This window comes from Streptomyces ficellus, assembly GCF_009739905.1.
Lineage (GTDB): Bacteria > Actinomycetota > Actinomycetes > Streptomycetales > Streptomycetaceae > Streptomyces > Streptomyces ficellus_A.
In genome coordinates this window covers 2,038,982-2,056,636 of record NZ_CP034279.1, presented here as the reverse complement: position 1 = coordinate 2,056,636, position 17,655 = coordinate 2,038,982, and the positions used below count along the sequence as shown (strand labels likewise).

Here is a 17,655-nt window from a genome sequence, read left to right as displayed (position 1 = left end):
GCGCACCGGGCCGGTTCCGTGCGTCACAGCCGAGCCGCCTTGAGGGCCATGTGGAGCAGGAGGCGGTCCTCGCCGTCGTCGAGGTCCAGCCCGGTGAGCTGCTCCACGCGGGAGAGGCGGTAGTAGAGCGTCTGGCGGTGGATGCCCAGGGCCGCCGCGGTGCGGCCCGCCTGGCCCGCGCTGTCGAGGAACACCTCGGCGGTGCGGGCCAGTTCCGTGTGGGCGGGGGACAGCAGGGTGCGGACCGCCGGGTCGTGCGGCGGGACCGCGGGGAGCGCCGTCAGCAGGCGGTACGGTCCGATCGACGCCCAGCGGGCCAGTGGCCCGAGCCGGGGCTGGGCCCCGGCCGCCCGGGCGGCGGACGTCGCCTCCCGCCACGCCGCGCCCAGGTCGCCGACGCCCCGCCGCGGATCGGCCACCCCGACGACGGGGCCCCCGCCGCGCACGGCCCACGCGGTCGTCGGCGTGGCGCCGGCCGGGGCGCCGCCCGCCGCGTCCCGGAGGCGGTCGGCCGCCGTGAGCGCCGGGGTCAGGGAGTCCGCCGAACGGAGCCGGATCAGGGCGGCGAGCCCGTACCCCCCGCCCTGCCCCTGCTCCGGTCCCGGCCACGGCACCGTGCACAGGGCCGCCGCGCCGGGGGCGGTGCGCGGGGACGGGGTGCCGGGGGCCGGCCAGGGGGCGACGCAGAGCAGGGCGTGCAGGCCGTCCGCGTCCCGGCCCAGTGCCGTGCGCAGGGCGGTGAGCGCCATGTCGTACTGCCAGCCCCGCTCGGCCGTCAGCACGGCCCGCAGCTCCCGCGACAGGTCGGCGTCCGCCCGCTCCTCGTCGGCCAGCAGGGCCCCGATCCGGGTCGCCACCTCCATGGCCGCCGCCAGCCGGCCGGGCGGGGGCCCCGGGTCGGCGTCCAGGAGCCACACGTACCCGAGGACGACGCCCCGGTGGCGTACCGGGAGGCAGATCCGGCCGCGGTGGACGCCCGCGTCCGGGGCGGCGGGGATGCGGACCGGGCCGGTCGCCCGGGTGATGCCGAAGCCCTCGAACCAGGACCGCACCGCGGGGGTGGACTTCCGGGTGAGGATCGAGCGCGTCCGGACGGGGTCCATGGCGGTGTCGTCGTCACTGTCGTGGGCGCCGAAGGCGATCAGCCCGAAGTCGCGGTTCTCCAGCGTCGCCGGGGCGCCCAGCAGCGCCGAGATCTCGTCCACCAGCTCTTGGTAATCGGCCTTCACCCGGACATTCTGCCACCGGTTCAGACATCTGTATGAGATGCGGGGCACGGATGCGTGACAGCTGTCGATGGCCCGGCATCCGAGCGATCCTTAGGTTTCACGGTGGTTCTCCGTGCCGTCGTGGAATGTTCCGCGGCAGCCCCCTTCCATCCGTGTTCCGTGGAGGTGCCCCGTGCTGGGTCCCGTGATCCTTGCCGCGTCGCGCAGTGACAAGATGCGCCGCTTCGTCTCTGCCGCCCCGGGCACCAAGCAGGTCGTCGGCCGCTTCATCGCCGGCGAGACCGTCGAGCAGGTCGTCCCGATCGTCCGGGAGACGACGGACAGGGGCCTGGAGGTCACCCTGGACGTGGTCGGCGAGGACATCACGACCCGCCAGCAGGCCTACGACGCCCGCGACGCCTACATGGAGCTCATCGAGCACCTGGAGGACCTCGGCCTGGGCGCCCGGGCCGAGATGTCGGTCAAGCTGTCGATGTTCGGCCAGGCGCTGGAGGGGGGCCACGAGCTGGCCCTCGCCAACGTCCGCCCGGTCGTCGAGGCGGCCGCCGCCATCGGCACCACGGTCACCCTGGACGCGGAGGACCACACCACCCTCGACTCGATGTTCGCCATCCACGAGGAGCTGCGGAAGGACTTCCCGCAGACCGGCTGCGTCATCCAGGCGTACCTCTTCCGCACCGAGGAGGACGCCCGTCGCCTCGCCGCGAACGGCAGCCGGGTGCGTATCGTGAAGGGGGCCTACAAGGAGCCCGCCTCCGTCGCGTACCAGGACAAGGCGGAGATCGACAAGGCGTACGTCCGGATCCTGCGGATCCTGATGGAGGGCGACGGCTACCCGATGATCGGGTCCCACGACCCGCGACTCATCGCCATCACCCAGGAGCTCGCCCGCCGCGCAGGGCGCAAACTGGACGAGTACGAGTTCCAGATGCTCTACGGGATCCGCAGCGACGAGCACGTGCGGCTCGCCGCCGAGGGCCACCGGATGCGCGTCTACACCGCGTACGGAACCGACTGGTACGGGTACTTCATGCGCCGCCTCGCGGAGAAGCCGGCCAACCTGCTGTTCTTCGTCCGCTCGATGATCACCAAGAACTGAAGGAGTTACGGAACTCATGGACGCTGTGACCCAGGTCCCCGCTCCGGTCAACGAGCCGGTTCACACCTACGCCCCCGGCTCGGCCGAGCGCACCCGCCTCGAGGCCAAGCTCAAGGAGCTGTCCGAGAACCCGATCGACCTCCCGATGACCATCGGCGGCGTCAAGCGGATGGGCGGCGGTGAGCGGGTGAACGTCGTGCAGCCGCACAACCACGCCAAGGTCCTCGGCACCTTCGCCGGCGCCACGCAGGCGGACGCCCAGGACGCCATCGACGCGGCCCTCGCCGCCGCCCCGGCGTGGCGCGCGATGTCCTTCGACGACCGCGCGGCGATCATCCTGCGCGCCGCCGAGCTGCTGGCCGGCCCGTGGCGCGAGACCATGGCCGCCTCGACGATGCTCGGCCAGTCGAAGACCGTCCAGCAGGCCGAGATCGACACCCCGTGCGAGCTCGTCGACTTCTGGCGCTTCAACGTCAAGTACGCCCGCGACCTGCTCGCCGAGCAGCCGCCGGCGAACTCCCCGGGCGTGTGGAACCGCCTCGACCACCGCCCGCTCGAGGGCTTCGTCTACGCGATCACGCCCTTCAACTTCACCGCCATCGCGGGCAACCTGCCCACCGCCCCCGCCCTCATGGGCAACGTGGTGGTCTGGAAGCCGTCCCCGACGCAGACCCACGCCGCCGTGCTGCTGATGGAGCTGCTGGAGGAGGCCGGCCTGCCCAAGGGCGTCATCAACCTGGTGACCGGCGACGGCATCGCCGTCTCCGAGGTGGCCCTGCACCACCCCGAGCTGGCCGGCATCCACTTCACCGGCTCGACCAAGACCTTCCAGCACCTGTGGAAGACGGTCGGCAACAACATCGAGAAGTACCGGGGCTACCCCCGCATCGTCGGCGAGACCGGCGGCAAGGACTTCGTCGTCGCCCACCCCAGCGCCGACCGCGCCATCCTGAAGACCGCGCTGACCCGCGGCTCCTTCGAGTTCCAGGGCCAGAAGTGCTCGGCGTCCTCGCGCGCGTACATCCCGGCCTCGATCTGGAACTCCGGCTTCAAGGAGGAGTTCGCGGCCGAGGTCGACGGCATCCGCATGGGTGACGTCACCGACCTGTCGAACTTCATCGGCGCCGTCATCGACGAGCGGTCCTTCGCCAAGAACAAGGCCGCCATCGACCGCGCCAAGGCCGACCCGTCCTGCACGATCGTCGCCGGCGGCACCTACGACGACTCGGTCGGCTACTTCGTCCGCCCGACGGTCATCGAGTGCACCGACCCGGACAACGAGGTCTTCACCACCGAGTACTTCGGGCCGATCCTCGCGATCCACGTCTACGAGGACGACCAGTACGACGCCATGCTGGAGCAGATGGAGTCGGTGTCGGCGTACGCGCTGACCGGTTCGGTCATCGCGGGTGACCGCGCCGCCGCCGCGCACACCATGGAGAAGCTGCGGTACGCCGCGGGCAACTTCTACATCAACGACAAGTCGACCGGCGCCGTCGTCGGCCAGCAGCCCTTCGGCGGCGGCCGCGCGTCCGGCACCAACGACAAGGCGGGCGCCCCGCAGAACCTGATGCGCTGGACGCTGACCCGCGCCATCAAGGAGACGCTGGTCCCGCCGACGGACTACACGTACCCGCACATGGGCTGAAGCCCCCGGCAGGGGTGACGTCCGTCCCCTTGAGCCCCGCCCCCGTCCCGGCCCCCACGCCGGACGGGGGCGGTTCTCGTGCGCGTACCGCACGAAGATCCGCCGCCCGGACCCGCCCCGGCCCCCTCTGGGGGGCCGTGCCAGGCGTTCACGGCCGGACGGGACTCCCGAGCCCTCGGCGCGGCCGTGAGCTGGCGTCAGTTTGCGGGGCCGCCGAGCGGTTATCCGCAGTGCATGGCTGACACGAACAAGACTTCGACGACCAAGACCGCCTCGCGGGCCGCCACCGCGACCAAGGACCGGGCGCAGGACGGCGCCAAGAACGCGCGGAGCACGGCGCAGGACGCCGCGAAGTCCGCGTCCGGGGCCGCGCGCAGCGGCAAGGAAACCCTCGCCGGGATCGGCGGGGCGACGACCGAGAAGGCGAAGTCCGCCGCCAGGACCGTCCAGTCGGCGGTCAGCACGGCGGCCGGGCAGACCGTCGGCAAGGCGGGCGTGGCCTGGACGCTGGTGAAGGCCCGAAAGGCCATCGCGGCCGGTGCGAGCGCCGGTGTGGTGACCGTGGTGGCGTCCTCGTACGCCCTCGGTCGCCGGGCCGGTCTGCGGCAGCGCGGCCCGCTGTCCCGGCTCACCGGCGGACGGCTCTGAGCGCGGGCGTCCGCGAGGGGCGTGACGGGGGCGCGGCGGTGGGACGCCGGCGATGGCCGGTTCACCACCCCGCGCCCCGTCGGCGCTGCCAGAGTGGCCCGTATGACGACCCGTATCACGGACTCCCCGCGTACCGCCCACACCTATGAGCTGGCCCCCGAGACCCTCGCCGGGATACGGGCGCTGCTCGACGCCGCCTTCGACGGTGACTTCTCCGACGAGGACTGGGACCACGGGCTCGGCGGCGTCCACGCCTACGTCGAGGACGAGCACGGGATCGCCGCCCACGGCAGCGTGATCATGCGCCGGGTGGCCCACGCGGGCCGCTCGTACCGGGTCGGGTACGTGGAGGCGGTCGCGGTACGCGCCGACCGGCGCCGGCAGGGGCTGGGCGGCCGCGTGATGGCGGCGCTGGAGGAGGTCGTCGACGGGGCGTACGCGTTCGGCGCGCTGTCGGCGTCCGACGAGGGCGCCGAGCTGTACCGGGCGCGCGGCTGGCACCTGTGGAACGGCCGTGTCGAGACCTGCGGCCCGGACGGGGTGCGGCACCTCCCGGACGAGGAGGACTCGACCTATCTGCGCCCGGCGGACGGCCGGCCGCTGCCGGTGGCGGCGGCGGGCGCGCTGCTCTTCGACTGGCGCGACGGCGACGTTCTGTGACCGGGGCTGGAGTCCCGGTCGAGTCTCCGTCTCAGATAGTAGGAAGTCCGAGTAATTGTGGAGACAGACGCTCCGGAACCGCTTAGCTTTGTAGGAGCCGAACGTCTCGCTCCATCGGGCGATTGGCGGAAGAGAGCGCCCGGCCCCCGGCAGGCAACCCCTGCGGCCGCGCTCCCCGCCCTTCCGGCGCCCTCGCATCCTCTGATCTCCAGGAGTGGATCGTCATGGCCGCTGAGACCGCCGTCCGCCGTGTCCGTCACACCGCCCCCCGCCCCTCCGAGGCGGAGCGCCGCAATGCCGCCGCCGCGCTCCAGCGGGCCCTCGACCGCCGGGACAACGGCGGCGACACGGGCCACTGAACCCGTCCGGCCCACCAGGACCCGACACCGGCTCGAGTCCACATAGTGGAAAGCTCATGTCAGGCAATGGGACGCGGAGTAGGGTGCGGACATGTCTCGCAGCATCAATCTCGCAGTGGTTCCCGGTGACGGCATCGGCCAGGAGGTCGTGGCCCAGGGCCTGAAGGTCCTTCGCTCCGTCCTCCCGCAGGATGTGAAGCTGGAGACCAAGGAGTACGACCTCGGTGCCCGGCGCTGGCACCGCACCGGGGAGACCCTCCCCGACGCGGAGCTGGAGGCCCTCAAGGCGCACGACGCCATCCTCCTCGGCGCGATCGGCGACCCGTCCGTCCCCTCCGGCGTCCTGGAGCGCGGGCTGCTCCTCAAGCTCCGCTTCGCCTTCGACCACTACGTCAACCTGCGCCCCTCCAAGCTCTTCCCGAGCACGGCCACCCCGCTGGCGGGCCGCCCCGACATCGACTTCGTCGTCGTGCGCGAGGGCACCGAAGGCCCGTACACCGGCAACGGCGGCTCCCTGCGCACCGGGACGCCCGCCGAGGTCGCCACCGAGGTCAGCGTCAACACGGCGTACGGCGTCGAGCGCGTGGTCCGGGACGCCTACGAGCGCGCCCAGGCCCGCCCGCGCAAGAAGCTGACGCTGGTCCACAAGAACAACGTGCTCGTCTACGCCGGCCACATGTGGAAGAAGATCTTCGACAAGGTCGGCCAGGAGTACCCCGAGGTCACCACCGACTACCTGCACGTCGACGCCGCGACGATCTTCTTCGTCACCCAGCCCGAGCGCTTCGACGTCATCGTCACCGACAACCTCTTCGGCGACATCCTGACCGACCTCGCCGCCGCCGTGACCGGCGGCATCGGCCTGGCCGCGTCCGGCAACATCAACCCGACGGGCGAGTTCCCGTCGATGTTCGAGCCCGTCCACGGCTCCGCGCCCGACATCGCGGGCCAGGGCAAGGCCGACCCCACCGCGACGATCCTGTCCGTCGCGCTGCTGCTGCGCCACCTCGGGTTCGAGACCGAGGCCGCCCGCATCGAGGAGACGGTCGCCGCCGACCTGGCGGAGCGGGACGGCGCCGCGCCGCGGACGACGGACGAGATCGGCGACGCGCTCGCGGTACGCGTAGCGAGCTGACCCGCCGACTGAGGAACACCACACAGCCGCCGGGTCGCACACGGACCCGGCGGCTTCTCCTGTGCGGCCCCGGGTGCCACCATCAACCCTGGACCGCACTCCAGCCGTTTCCTTGCACGGGCCGCGCGAGCGATAATCGAACGCGGGGCCGCGGCATGCGGTAAAGCTCGGACGTCCAAGCAGGTGCAGCGGCGTGAGCGCGGTCCGTCACACACAAACGGTGAAGGACACAGCACTCATGACGACGACGCCCACGATCGAGCTCAAGCCCTCCTCGAACCCGCTGTCCGACGCGGAGCGCGAGGCGATCCTGGCCAACCCCGGATTCGGCCGCCACTTCACCGACCACATGGTGACGATCAAGTGGACGGAAGGGCGCGGCTGGCACGACGCCCAGCTCACGCCGTACGCGCCGCTGTCGGTCGACCCGGCGAACATGACCCTGCACTACGCGCAGGAGATCTTCGAGGGGCTGAAGGCCTACCGCCGCCCCGACGGCTCCGTCTCCATGTTCCGGCCCGAGGCCAACGCCGAGCGGTTCCAGGCCTCGGCCCGGCGCCTGGCCATGCCGGAGCTGCCGGTCGAGACGTTCGTCGCCGCGTGCGACGCGCTGGTCCAGCAGGACCAGGCCTGGGTGCCGCCGCACGGCGGTGAGGAGTCGCTCTACCTGCGGCCGTTCATGATCGCCAACGAGGTCGGCCTGGGTGTCCGCCCGGCCAACGAGTACCTGTTCCTCGTGATCGCCTCACCCGCCGGCGCGTACTTCCCCGGCGGCGTGAAGCCCGTCTCGATCTGGCTGTCCCAGGACCGGGTCCGCGCCGTCCCCGGCGGCATCGGCTTCGCCAAGACCGGCGGCAACTACGCCGCGTCGCTGCTGGCACAGGCCGAGGCCGCCGCCAAGGGCTGCGACCAGGTGGCCTACCTCGACGCGGTCGAGCACAAGTGGGTCGAGGAACTCGGCGGCATGAACCTGTACTTCGTGTACGGGGGCCGGGACGGGAAGCCGACGAGGATCGTCACGCCCACCCTGACCGGCTCCCTGCTCGCCGGCATCACCCGTGACTCGCTGCTCCGGCTCGCCCGCGACCTCGGGTACGAGGCCGAGGAGGCCCGCGTCTCGATCGACCAGTGGAGGAGCGACACCGAGAACGGCACGCTCACCGAGGTCTTCGCCTGCGGCACGGCCGCCGTCATCACGCCGGTCGGCACGGTCAAGTCGGCCGGCGGCGAGTGGACCCAGTCGGGCGGCGAGCCCGGCGAGGTCACCCTGAAGCTCCGCGAGACGCTGCTGGCGATCCAGACCGGCGCCCAGGCCGACCCGCACGGCTGGACCCACCAGGTCGGCTGATTTCGCCGGGGCTTCCCGGTGTGCGTCGTACGGCAACGCCCGTGCCTCCCGCTCGACAGGCACGGGCGTTCCGCGTCGCCGCGCGTCAGGGCGCGGCGGTCTCGGGGGCGGGAGCCACGAGGGCGCCCGGGGCGGGAGCGGCGGCCCGGGCGCCGGCCGTCAGCGCGGCGTACACCGCGCCGCCGACCAGGCCGGACAGGACGAAGCTCAGGTCGACCCCGCCGGTCAGCGCCGGCAGAGGCCCCTCGTACAGCGGCGTGGAGACGCCCGCCAGGCCCACCGCCGCGCCGAGCGCCCAGGACGCCGTGGCGCGGGGGTGCCAGCCGGCGCGGAACCAGTAGATCCCGCCCTTCGCCCGGCGGTTGTAGACCTGGAGCGCCTCGGGGTCGTAGCGGCCGCCGCAGCGGACGTGGCCGATGAGCGTGATGACCGCCCAGGGCGTACCGATCGCGGTCAGCAGCAGCACGAACGACGTCATCGCCGCCTGCGCGTCCCACGCGAAGTGGCCCGCGAAGACGAACGCCGTGGCGACGGCCGCCACCACCAGGGTGGCCGTGGCGCGGGACGCCCGCGGCACGATGGCGTCGAGGTCGAGGCCCATCGAGTAGAGCATCAGGCCCGCGTTACCGACCGACCCGGCGCCGGCCGCGACCAGGAGCGGGAGCAGGTACCAGGGCGCCGCCGTGGCGACGAGCGGCCCCGCGTAGTCCAGCCCCGCCCGCGCGGCGAGCGCGGTGAACGTGCCGAACAGCTGGGGCAGCAGGAGGCCGAGGCACAGCCCCAGGCACGTGGCCCGCAGCACCCGGCGGGGGCTGTGCCGCTCGGGTGAGACGTACCGCGTGTAGTCGCCGAGCAGGGTGATGAAGGCGACCGGCCCGCTCAGGCCCGCCGCCACGGCGGACAGCAGCCAGGTCGGCCAGAAGGAGCCCAGCAGGTACGGGGTGTCCGCCACCGGCGCGGCGGTGAAGTCCCCGGCGTAGGCGAGGACGCCGAGCGCGAGGATCAGCGTCATGCCGACCGCCAGGTACCTGCTGATCCGCAGCAGCAGCCGGTAGCCGAACACGGCGGCGGCCACGGTGCAGCCGGCGAGCAGGACGTACACCAGGGTGTGCGCCGCCGGGCCGGTCGGGACGCCGAAGAGCCGGGCGAGGGTACCGAGCACGACGTCGCCGCCGATCCACAGGGTCAGCGCCGTGTAGCCCAGCGACAGCAGCAGTCCGACGACCGAGCCGACGAGCCTGCCGCGCACGCCGAAGAACGCGCCGCTGGACGTCGACAGGTTCGTCGCCGTGCGCAGCGAGACCAGGGCGAGCGGGGCGGTGAAGGCGACACCGACGACCGTGCCGGCCAGCACCGAGGTGACCGCCGGCCACAGGCCCAGCCCGAAGGACACCGGCAGCCACCCGAACACGATCACGCCGAGGCACAGGTTCGAGCCCAGCAGGATCGAGACCAGGTCCCGCGGCCCGCTGGTGCGTTCCGCCTCCGGGATGGTGTCGACTCCGCGCTGTTCAATCGGCATGGGCGTCTCCCCGCTCTGCTCGTCGACTTTAGAGTGACGCTCAATGTGACCCATGCTCGCCAGTCCCGTCAATGGTTCCATCGCTGGATTTCTATGGTTAGAGTGTTGCTCAAACAGGAGGTGTGGTGACGTGCGACTGACCCCCACGGAGCGCGACCGGCTGCTGATCTTCGGCGCCGCCGAACTCGCCCGGGCCCGCCGGGCCCGCGGTCTGCGGCTCAATGTCCCCGAGGCGACCGCCCTGATCGCGGACACCGTCTGCGAGGCGGCCCGCGACGGGCGGCGGCTCGCCGAGGCCATCGAGGCGGCCCGCTCGGTGCTCGGCCCCGACGACGTCCTGCCCGGCGTCGCCGACGTCGTGACCGAGGTCCACGTGGAGGCCGTCTTCGACGACGGCTCCCGGCTCGCCGTGGTCGCCGACCCCATCGGCGGGGGCGGCCAGGAGGGCGACGCGCCCGGCGCGCTGCTGCCCGGGCCGATGCACGCCGACCCCGAGCCCTCGCTGCGGCTGCGCGTCACCAACACCGCGAGCGTGCCGGTCTCCGTCACCTCGCACTACCACTTCTTCGAGGCCAACCCGCGGCTCGACTTCGACCGCGCCCTCGCCTACGGCATGCGGCTCGCCGTCCCCGCCGGGTCGTCCGTGCGCTTCGGGCCGGGCGAGAGCGAGGAGGTCGGGCTGCTGCCCATCGGCGGCGACCGGATCGCGATCGGCTTCGCCGGCCTGGTCGACGGACCGCTCGACGCGCCCGGCGCCCGCGAAGAGGCGCTGCGCCGCGCCGCCGCCTGCGGCTACCTCGGCGTACCGGACACGACCGACCAGGAGGTCCAGCGATGAGCCGCCCCGGAGGCCACCCCGCCGAAGCGCGCCGCCTCACCCCCCACGAGTACGCCGCCACCCACGGCCCCCGCGCCGGCGACCGCGTCCGCCTCGGCGACTCGGGCCTCACCGTCCGCGTCGAGTCCGACGCCCAGAAGCCCGGCGACGAGTTCCTCGCCGGCTTCGGCAAGACCGCCCGCGACGGACTGCACCTCAAGGCCGCCGCCGTCCGCGAGACCTGCGACGTCGTCATCAGCAACGTGCTGGTCATCGACGCCGTCCAGGGCGTCCGCAAGGTGTCCATCGGCATCCGCGAGGGCCGCATCCACGCGATCGGCCGGGCCGGCAACCCCGACACCCTCGACGGCGTCGACGTCGTCGTCGGCACCGGCACCTCCATCGTCTCCGGCGAAGGCCTCATCGCCACCGCCGGAGCCGTCGACACCCACGTCCACCTGCTGTCGCCGCGCATCATGGAGGCCTCGCTCGCCTCCGGCGTCACCACGATCATCGGCCAGGAGTTCGGCCCCGTCTGGGGCGTCGGCGTCAACTCGCCCTGGGCGCTGCGCCACGCCTTCAACGCCTTCGACGCCTGGCCCGTCAACATCGGCTTCCTCGGCCGCGGCTCCTCCTCCCACGACGCGCCCCTGGTGGAGGCGCTCGCCGAGGGCGGGGCGTCCGGCTTCAAGGTCCACGAGGACATGGGCGCCCACACCCGCGCCCTGGACACCGCGCTGCGGGTCGCCGAGGAGTACGACGTCCAGGTCGCCCTGCACAGCGACGGCCTCAACGAGTGCCTGTCCGTGGAGGACACCCTCAAGGTGCTGGAGGGGCGCACCATCCACGCCTTCCACATCGAGGGCTGCGGCGGCGGGCACGTCCCCAACGTCCTGAAGATGGCGGGCGTCCCCAACGTCATCGGCTCGTCCACCAACCCCACCCTCCCCTTCGGGCGGGACGCGGTCGCCGAGCACTACGGAATGATCGTCTCCGTACACGACCTGAAGACCGACCTGCCCGGCGACGCGGCCATGGCCCGCGACCGGATCAGGGCCGGGACGATGGGCGCGGAGGACGTCCTGCACGACCTCGGCGCGATCGGGATCACGTCGTCGGACGCGCAGGGCATGGGCAGGGCCGGCGAGACCGTACGCCGGACCTTCGCCATGGCCGGGAAGATGAAGGCCGAGCTGGGCCCGCTGGAGGGCGACGGGGACGGCGACGACAACGCCCGCGTCCTGCGCTACATGGCCAAGCTCACCATCAACCCGGCGATCGCCCACGGCCTCGCGCACGAGGTCGGCTCGCTGGAGGTCGGCAAGCTCGCCGACGTCGTGCTGTGGCGGCCCGAGTACTTCGGCGCCAAACCGCAGCTCGTCCTCAAGTCGGGCTTCCCCGCGTACGGGGTCGTGGGCGACCCGAACGCCGCCACCGACACCTGCGAACCCCTGGTGCTCGGACCGCAGTTCGGCGCCTTCGGGGCCACCGCCGCCGACATCTCCGTGGCGTTCGTCTCCGGCGCGGCGGCCCAGGCCGGCAACGACCTGATGCCCACCCGCCGCCGCCGGGTCGCCGTACGCGGCACCCGCGGCATCGGCCCCGGGAACCTGCTCCTCAACTCCCGCATCGGCCAGGTCGGCGTCGACGGCCGCACCGGGCTCGTCACCCTCGACGGCGACCCGGTCCGCTCCGACCCCGCCGACTCCGTCTCCCTCAACCGCCTCTACTTCCTCTGAGGACCCACCCATGAGTACCTTCCGCATGCCCGCCGAGTGGGCCCCGCACGAGCGCACCTGGATGGCCTGGCCGGGACCCAACCCGACCTTCACCAACGACGAGGAGCTGCGCGAGGCCCGCGAGGCATGGGCCTCCGTCGCCCGCGCCGTACGCCGCTTCGAGCCGGTCACCGTGGTGCACGCCCCCGGCGACCAGGCGTCCGCCCGCGAGCTGCTCGGCCCGGACGTCGACCTGGTCGAGCGGGACCTGGACGACGCCTGGATGCGCGACATCGGCCCCACCTTCGTCACCGACGGCGAGCGCCTGGCCGCCGTCGACTGGGTGTTCAACGGCTGGGGCGCGGCGGACTGGGCGCGCTGGGAGCACGACGCGAAGATCGCCCGCCATGTCGCGGACGCCGTCGGCGTCCCCGTGCACACCTCGCCCCTCGTCAACGAGGGCGGCGCCATCCACGTCGACGGCGAGGGCACCGTCCTGCTCACCGACACCGTCCAGCTCGGCCCCGAGCGCAACCCCGAGTGGACCCGCGAGCAGGTCGAGGCGGAGATCCACGCCAAGCTCGGCACCACCAAGGCGATCTGGCTGCCGCGCGGCCTGACCGGCGACTACGGCATGTACGGCACCCGTGGCCACGTCGACATCGTCGCCGCCTTCGCCCGCCCCGGAGTCGTGGTCGCCCACACCCAGCCCGACCCGTCCCACCCCGACCACGAGCTGTGCAAGGCCAACGTGGACCTGCTGCGCAAGCAGACCGACGCCAAGGGCCGCCGCCTGGAGGTCGTCGAGGTCCCGGCCCCGACCGTCCTCCAGGAGGACGGCGAGTGGGTCGACTACTCCTACATCAACCACTACCTCTGCAACGGCGGTGTGGTGCTGTGCGCCTTCGACGACCCGCGCGACGAGATCGCCGCGGGCATCTTCCGCCGCCTCTTCCCGGACCGCACGGTCACACTCGTCGACGCGCGGACCATCTTCGCGGGCGGCGGCGGCATCCACTGCATCACCCAGCAGCAGCCCAGGGTCTGAAGCGGAATCGGACCGGGCACGGCGGATCAGGTACAACGTACGAGTGAACGAACCTGCCACGACACCGGCCGCCCGGCGGCGCAACACCGCGCCGCCCCGGGAGGAGGTCCTCGCCGCCGCCATGGCGACCATCGCCGAGCGCGGGCTCGACGGGCTCACCATGGCGGGCCTCGGCCGCGAGGTCGGCATGAGCAGCGGGCACCTGCTCTACTACTTCCGCACCAAGGACGAGCTGCTGCTCCAGACCCTGGAGTGGAGCGAGGGCCGCCTCGGCGCCGAACGCCGCGCGCTGCTCTCCCGCCCCGCCCCGGTGCGCGAGCGGCTCGGCGCGTACGTCGACCTGTACGTGCCCGACGGCCCGCGCGACCCGCACTGGACGCTCTGGCTGGAGGTCTGGAACCGCTCGCAGAACGCCGACGACGACGCCCGCGCCCGCCAGGCGGCCATCGAGGGCGCCTGGCACCGCGACCTGGTCGCCCTGCTCGCCGAGGGCGTCTCGCGCGGCGAGCTGCGCCCCATGGACCCCGACCGCGTCGCGGCCCGGCTGCGCGCCCTGCTGGACGGCTTCAGCGTCCACGTGGCGGTGGGCATACCGGGCACGGGCCGGGACGCGGTCCTCACCCACGTACGAGAGTTCATCGAGGACGGCCTCGTTCCCTGACGGCCGTCCGGCCCCGCCCGCCGGCGGGGCCGACCGCATCGTGAGACCCGGGTCCACCGGCCTTCACATCTGTGGCAGACTTCCGGACGTGCTTGCTACCACCATGATTATGGGCAGCAGCGCGCCGGTCCGCAGTGACCACTGAATCGCGGCAGAACCCCCGCGGCAGTGGACACCGTGTCTCAGACCCGCGCGCAGACCTCTCGCACCCGCGAGGGGTCTTTTCGTTTTCCGGCCCCACCACGGCCGGGAACGGCGGCGCGCGAGAATGGGGGCAGGTGGATCCAGGGAGCCCGGAGCCACATCCGACAGGAGCCAACACAGTCATGACCACGGAGACCGACAGTCTTCACAGCGCCGCCGGCGCCGCCGCCGTCGACGACAGTTTCCACGTCTTCGACACGACGCTGCGCGACGGCGCCCAGCGCGAGGGCATCAACCTCACCGTCGCCGACAAGCTCACCATCGCCCGGCACCTGGACGACTTCGGCGTGGGCTTCATCGAGGGCGGCTGGCCCGGGGCCAACCCCCGCGACACCGAGTTCTTCGCCCGCGCCCGGCAGGAGATCCGCTTCAAGCACGCCCAGCTCGTGGCGTTCGGCGCCACCCGCCGCGCCGGCGGCACCGCCGCCGAGGACCCCCAGGTCAAGGCGCTCCTGGACTCCGGCGCCCCCGTCATCACCCTGGTCGCCAAGTCGCACGACCGCCACGTGGAACTCGCGCTGCGCACCACGCTCGACGAGAACGTCGCCATGGTCCGCGACACCGTCACCCACCTGCGCGAGCAGGGCCGCCGCGTCTTCGTCGACTGCGAGCACTTCTTCGACGGCTACCGGGCCAACCCGGGGTACGCCAAGTCCGTCGTCCGCGCCGCCGCGGAGGCCGGTGCCGACGTCGTCATCCTGTGCGACACCAACGGCGGGATGCTCCCCGCCCAGATCCAGGCCGTCGTCTCCACCGTCCTCGCCGACACCGGCGCCCGCCTCGGCATCCACGCCCAGGACGACACCGGCTGCGCCGTCGCCAACACCCTCGCCGCCGTCGACGCGGGCGCCACGCACGTCCAGTGCACCGCCAACGGCTACGGCGAGCGCGTCGGCAACGCCAACCTCTTCCCGGTCGTCGCCGCCCTGGAACTCAAGTACGGCAAGCGGGTGCTCCCCGAGGGGGCGCTCAAGGAGATGACGCGCATCTCGCACGCCATCGCCGAGGTCGTCAACCTGACCCCCTCCACCCACCAGCCGTACGTCGGCGTCTCGGCCTTCGCCCACAAGGCGGGCCTGCACGCCTCCGCGATCAAGGTGGACCCCGACCTCTACCAGCACATCGACCCCGAGCGCGTCGGCAACACCATGCGGATGCTGGTCTCCGACATGGCGGGCCGCGCCTCCATCGAGCTCAAGGGCAAAGAGCTGGGCGTCGACCTCGGCGGAGACCGCGCCCTGGTCGCCCGCGTCGTCGAGCGCGTCAAGGAGCGGGAGCTCAAGGGCTACACGTACGAGGCCGCCGACGCCTCCTTCGAGCTGCTGCTGCGCGCCGAGGTCGAGGGCCGCGCCCGCCGCTACTTCCGCACCGAGTCGTGGCGCGCCATCGTCGAGGACCGCCCCGACGGCACCCACGCCAACGAGGCCACGGTGAAGCTGTGGGCCAAGGGCGAGCGGATCGTCGCCACCGCCGAGGGCAACGGCCCGGTCAACGCCCTGGACCTCGCCATGCGCGCCGGCCTGGAGCGGATCTACCCCCAGCTCGCCAAGCTGGAGCTGGTGGACTACAAGGTCCGCATCCTGGAGGGCAAGCACGGCACCCAGTCCACCACCCGGGTCCTGATCACCACGTCGGACGGCGAGGGCGAGTGGGCGACGGTCGGCGTGGGGGAGAACGTGATCGCCGCCTCCTGGCAGGCCCTGGAGGACGCGTACACCTACGGTCTGCTGCGGGCGGGCGTGAACCCGGCGGAATAATCCCTCCTACTCGGTTCTGGCTATATGTCCCCTTTACCCCCATTTGGGGTAGCGTCGGTGGTATGAGGACCAGGCCGTTCACTCTCCTGTCGGTCGTGGCGGGGCTGACGCTCCTGCTGCTCCTGGCCCTGGCTCCCGGCGCGGGCGCCAGGGACACGGGGCTCCAGGGTGCGGCCGAGGCTCTGAAGCAGGGCCCGGTGTACGTCCACCCCGACGCCGCCGATCAGCTGCCGAAGGCCGAGGCCGACGCCCTGGCGGACAAGATCCGGGACGCCGACAAACCGGTCTTCGTGGCGGTCCTGCCCGCCACCGCGGAGTTCCCGCAAGCGGGCCTCCTGCAGAACCTCCGCACCCAGACCGGCATCACCGGCCTGTACGGCGTACGCCTCGGCGACGCCTTCGCCGCCGGTGCGGACCGGGCCGTGATGACGAACCAGGCCGTCCAGAACGTCGTCCAGTCCGTCCGCCAGCCCGGCGTGGACGCCGGCACCGAGCTGAACAACTTCGTCGACCAGGCCCTCCCGCAGGCCCGCGGCGAGGCACCCGCCTCCTGGTCCGGCGTCCCCGGTGAGCGCGCCCCGGTCGCCGGACTGATCACCGTCGGCGCCCTCGCCGCCGCGGGCGGCGCCGCCGCCCTCACCGTCACCCGCCGCCGGCGGCTCGGCCGGCAGCGCCAGGAGCAGGAAGCCCTGGAGAAGCTGCGGGTCGTCGTCGACGAGGACATCACCGCGTACGGCGAGGAACTCGACCGGCTCGACTTCCACCCCGCCGAGAAGGGCGCCGACGACGCGATGCGCGCCGACTACGAGCGCGCCCTCGACTCGTACGACAAGGCCAAGTCCCTGATGGGCCAGGCCCGGCACCCCCATGACGTACGGGGCGTGACCGAGGCCATCGAGGACGGCCGGTACGCGCTGGCCGTCCTGACCGCCCGCCGCGAGGGCCGCCCGCTTCCCGAGCGGCGGGCACCCTGCTTCTTCGACCCGCGCCACGGCCCGGCCGACACCGAGGTGGAGTGGGCCCCGGCCGGCGGCGCGGCGCGCGAGGTGCCGGTCTGCGCGGCCGACGCCGCACGGCTCGCCGAGGGGCAGGACCCGATGACGCGCACGGTCGAGACCGAACACGGCCGCCGCCCCTACTGGGAGGCGGGACCGGCGTACGGGCCCTGGGCCGGCGGCTACTTCGGCGGCGGCCTGCTGCCCGGCCTGCTCATGGGCACCATGCTCGGCACGATGCTCTCCACCCCCGCGTACGCGGGGGAGTACGGCGGCGACGGGTACGAGGGCGGCGACTTCTCCGGCGGCGACTTCAACGGCTCGGACTTCGGCGGTGGCGACGGCGGCGGGTTCGGCGGCGGTGACTTCGGTGGCGGCGGCTTCGGCGGAGGCGACTTCGGCGGCGGCGGGTTCTGACGTGCCCGACGCCGACGACCCGAGGGACCAGCTCGCCGACGCCGTGGCGGGCTGGGCCGCCGCGATCGTGTCGAACGACGCCGAACGCATCGGCGCGTACATGGCCGACGACTGGGTCATCGTGTCGGACACGGGCGTCTCCACCCGTGACCACTTCCTCACCCTCGTCGCCTCCGGCGACCTCACCCACTCGGCGATGGAGCCGGTCGGTGAACCGCGCGTCCGCGTCCACGGCGACACCGCCCTGTTCACCGCCCGCGTCGTGAACACCGCCCACTACCGAGGCGAGCGGTTCGACGCCGACGAGTGGACCACCGACGTCTTCATGCGGCACGACGGCCGCTGGCGGTGCGTCCTCAGCCACATCACCTCGGCCGCACCCGACTGAGC

Annotated in this window: 16 protein-coding genes; 14 read left to right on the top strand and 2 right to left on the bottom strand. The window is 72.7% G+C overall.

Going from position 1 to position 17,655, the window contains the following annotated elements; all coding sequences use genetic code 11:
• Nucleotides 1–23: 23 nt before the first annotated feature.
• Nucleotides 24–1,229 (bottom strand): PucR family transcriptional regulator, encoded by a 1,206-nt coding sequence (locus EIZ62_RS08820; protein WP_156692146.1) that lies wholly within the window; start codon nt 1,227–1,229, stop codon nt 24–26.
• A gap of 172 nt (nt 1,230–1,401) precedes the next feature.
• On the opposite strand from EIZ62_RS08820, the gene EIZ62_RS08815 reads away from it, so the two are divergent.
• The 7 genes from EIZ62_RS08815 (at nt 1,402) to EIZ62_RS08790 (ending at nt 8,126) form a co-directional block, all read left to right on the top strand.
• Nucleotides 1,402–2,328 carry a proline dehydrogenase family protein gene (locus tag EIZ62_RS08815; protein WP_156692145.1) on the top strand — a complete coding sequence of 309 codons (927 nt, stop codon included), beginning with the start codon at nt 1,402–1,404 and terminating at the stop codon, nt 2,326–2,328.
• 16 nt (nt 2,329–2,344) lie between these two features.
• Entirely contained in the window at nt 2,345–3,976 is a 1,632-nt protein-coding gene (gene pruA / locus EIZ62_RS08810) for an L-glutamate gamma-semialdehyde dehydrogenase (protein ID WP_156692144.1), read from the top strand.
• Between the two features lie 234 nt (nt 3,977–4,210).
• On the top strand, nt 4,211–4,624 hold the full coding sequence (locus EIZ62_RS08805; RefSeq protein WP_156692143.1) for a hypothetical protein: 414 nt from the start codon (nt 4,211–4,213) through the stop codon (nt 4,622–4,624).
• A 102-nt stretch (nt 4,625–4,726) separates the two neighbouring features.
• The gene (locus EIZ62_RS08800) at nt 4,727–5,284 is read left to right on the top strand and encodes a GNAT family N-acetyltransferase (protein ID WP_156692142.1); all 558 of its coding nucleotides are present in this window, start codon (nt 4,727–4,729) and stop codon (nt 5,282–5,284) included.
• Between the two features lie 224 nt (nt 5,285–5,508).
• Nucleotides 5,509–5,643, top strand: coding sequence for a hypothetical protein (locus tag EIZ62_RS32730; RefSeq protein WP_280117735.1), 135 nt, complete (start codon nt 5,509–5,511; stop codon nt 5,641–5,643).
• 91 nt (nt 5,644–5,734) lie between these two features.
• Entirely contained in the window at nt 5,735–6,778 is a 1,044-nt protein-coding gene (locus EIZ62_RS08795; RefSeq protein WP_156692141.1) for a 3-isopropylmalate dehydrogenase, read from the top strand.
• Nucleotides 6,779–7,016: 238 nt separating this feature from the next.
• Nucleotides 7,017–8,126, top strand: a complete 1,110-nt coding sequence (locus tag EIZ62_RS08790) for a branched-chain amino acid aminotransferase (protein ID WP_156692140.1) — start codon at nt 7,017–7,019, stop codon at nt 8,124–8,126.
• Between the two features lie 85 nt (nt 8,127–8,211).
• Here the strand turns inward: EIZ62_RS08790 and EIZ62_RS08785 are convergent, their stop codons facing one another.
• Nucleotides 8,212–9,648: a cytosine permease gene (locus EIZ62_RS08785; RefSeq protein ID WP_156692139.1), complete on the bottom strand. Its 1,437-nt coding sequence runs from the start codon at nt 9,646–9,648 to the stop codon at nt 8,212–8,214.
• A 130-nt stretch (nt 9,649–9,778) separates the two neighbouring features.
• Here EIZ62_RS08785 and ureA point away from each other — a divergent pair, with 130 nt between their 5' ends.
• The 7 genes from ureA (at nt 9,779) to EIZ62_RS08750 (ending at nt 17,653) form a co-directional block, all read left to right on the top strand.
• On the top strand, nt 9,779–10,486 hold the full coding sequence (gene ureA / locus EIZ62_RS08780) for an urease subunit gamma (protein WP_156692138.1): 708 nt from the start codon (nt 9,779–9,781) through the stop codon (nt 10,484–10,486).
• Entirely contained in the window at nt 10,483–12,204 is a 1,722-nt protein-coding gene (locus EIZ62_RS08775; protein ID WP_156692137.1) for an urease subunit alpha, read from the top strand. The genes ureA and EIZ62_RS08775 overlap by 4 nt, the downstream gene beginning before the upstream one ends.
• Before the next feature lie 10 nt (nt 12,205–12,214).
• Nucleotides 12,215–13,231, top strand: coding sequence for an agmatine deiminase family protein (locus EIZ62_RS08770; RefSeq protein ID WP_156692136.1), 1,017 nt, complete (start codon nt 12,215–12,217; stop codon nt 13,229–13,231).
• Between the two features lie 121 nt (nt 13,232–13,352).
• Nucleotides 13,353–13,892, top strand: a complete 540-nt coding sequence (locus tag EIZ62_RS08765) for a TetR/AcrR family transcriptional regulator (protein ID WP_156696293.1) — start codon at nt 13,353–13,355, stop codon at nt 13,890–13,892.
• A 326-nt stretch (nt 13,893–14,218) separates the two neighbouring features.
• Nucleotides 14,219–15,853 (top strand): citramalate synthase, encoded by a 1,635-nt coding sequence (gene cimA, locus EIZ62_RS08760; protein WP_156692135.1) that lies wholly within the window; start codon nt 14,219–14,221, stop codon nt 15,851–15,853.
• A gap of 62 nt (nt 15,854–15,915) precedes the next feature.
• Nucleotides 15,916–17,265 carry a hypothetical protein gene (locus EIZ62_RS31920; protein WP_167536354.1) on the top strand — a complete coding sequence of 450 codons (1,350 nt, stop codon included), beginning with the start codon at nt 15,916–15,918 and terminating at the stop codon, nt 17,263–17,265.
• A 1-nt stretch (nt 17,266) separates the two neighbouring features.
• Complete coding sequence (locus EIZ62_RS08750; RefSeq protein WP_156692134.1) at nt 17,267–17,653, top strand: nuclear transport factor 2 family protein; 387 nt, start codon at nt 17,267–17,269, stop codon at nt 17,651–17,653.
• The last annotated feature ends 2 nt before the right edge of the window (nt 17,654–17,655 follow it).

Excerpts from the sequence above, each read along its gene's own strand:
- EIZ62_RS08775 (WP_156692137.1), top strand. The coding sequence starts at position 10,483 with ATGAGCCGCCCCGGAGGCCACCCCGCCGAAGCGCGCCGCCTCACCCCC.
- pruA (WP_156692144.1), top strand. The coding sequence starts at position 2,345 with ATGGACGCTGTGACCCAGGTCCCCGCTCCGGTCAACGAGCCGGTTCAC.
- EIZ62_RS08795 (WP_156692141.1), top strand. The coding sequence starts at position 5,735 with ATGTCTCGCAGCATCAATCTCGCAGTGGTTCCCGGTGACGGCATCGGC.
- EIZ62_RS08805 (WP_156692143.1), top strand. The coding sequence starts at position 4,211 with ATGGCTGACACGAACAAGACTTCGACGACCAAGACCGCCTCGCGGGCC.
- EIZ62_RS08765 (WP_156696293.1), top strand. The coding sequence starts at position 13,353 with ATGGCGACCATCGCCGAGCGCGGGCTCGACGGGCTCACCATGGCGGGC.
- EIZ62_RS08785 (WP_156692139.1), bottom strand. The coding sequence starts at position 9,648 with ATGCCGATTGAACAGCGCGGAGTCGACACCATCCCGGAGGCGGAACGC.
- cimA (WP_156692135.1), top strand. The coding sequence starts at position 14,219 with ATGACCACGGAGACCGACAGTCTTCACAGCGCCGCCGGCGCCGCCGCC.
- EIZ62_RS08770 (WP_156692136.1), top strand. The coding sequence starts at position 12,215 with ATGAGTACCTTCCGCATGCCCGCCGAGTGGGCCCCGCACGAGCGCACC.
- EIZ62_RS08790 (WP_156692140.1), top strand. The coding sequence starts at position 7,017 with ATGACGACGACGCCCACGATCGAGCTCAAGCCCTCCTCGAACCCGCTG.
- EIZ62_RS31920 (WP_167536354.1), top strand. The coding sequence starts at position 15,916 with ATGAGGACCAGGCCGTTCACTCTCCTGTCGGTCGTGGCGGGGCTGACG.
- EIZ62_RS32730 (WP_280117735.1), top strand. The coding sequence starts at position 5,509 with ATGGCCGCTGAGACCGCCGTCCGCCGTGTCCGTCACACCGCCCCCCGC.
- EIZ62_RS08800 (WP_156692142.1), top strand. The coding sequence starts at position 4,727 with ATGACGACCCGTATCACGGACTCCCCGCGTACCGCCCACACCTATGAG.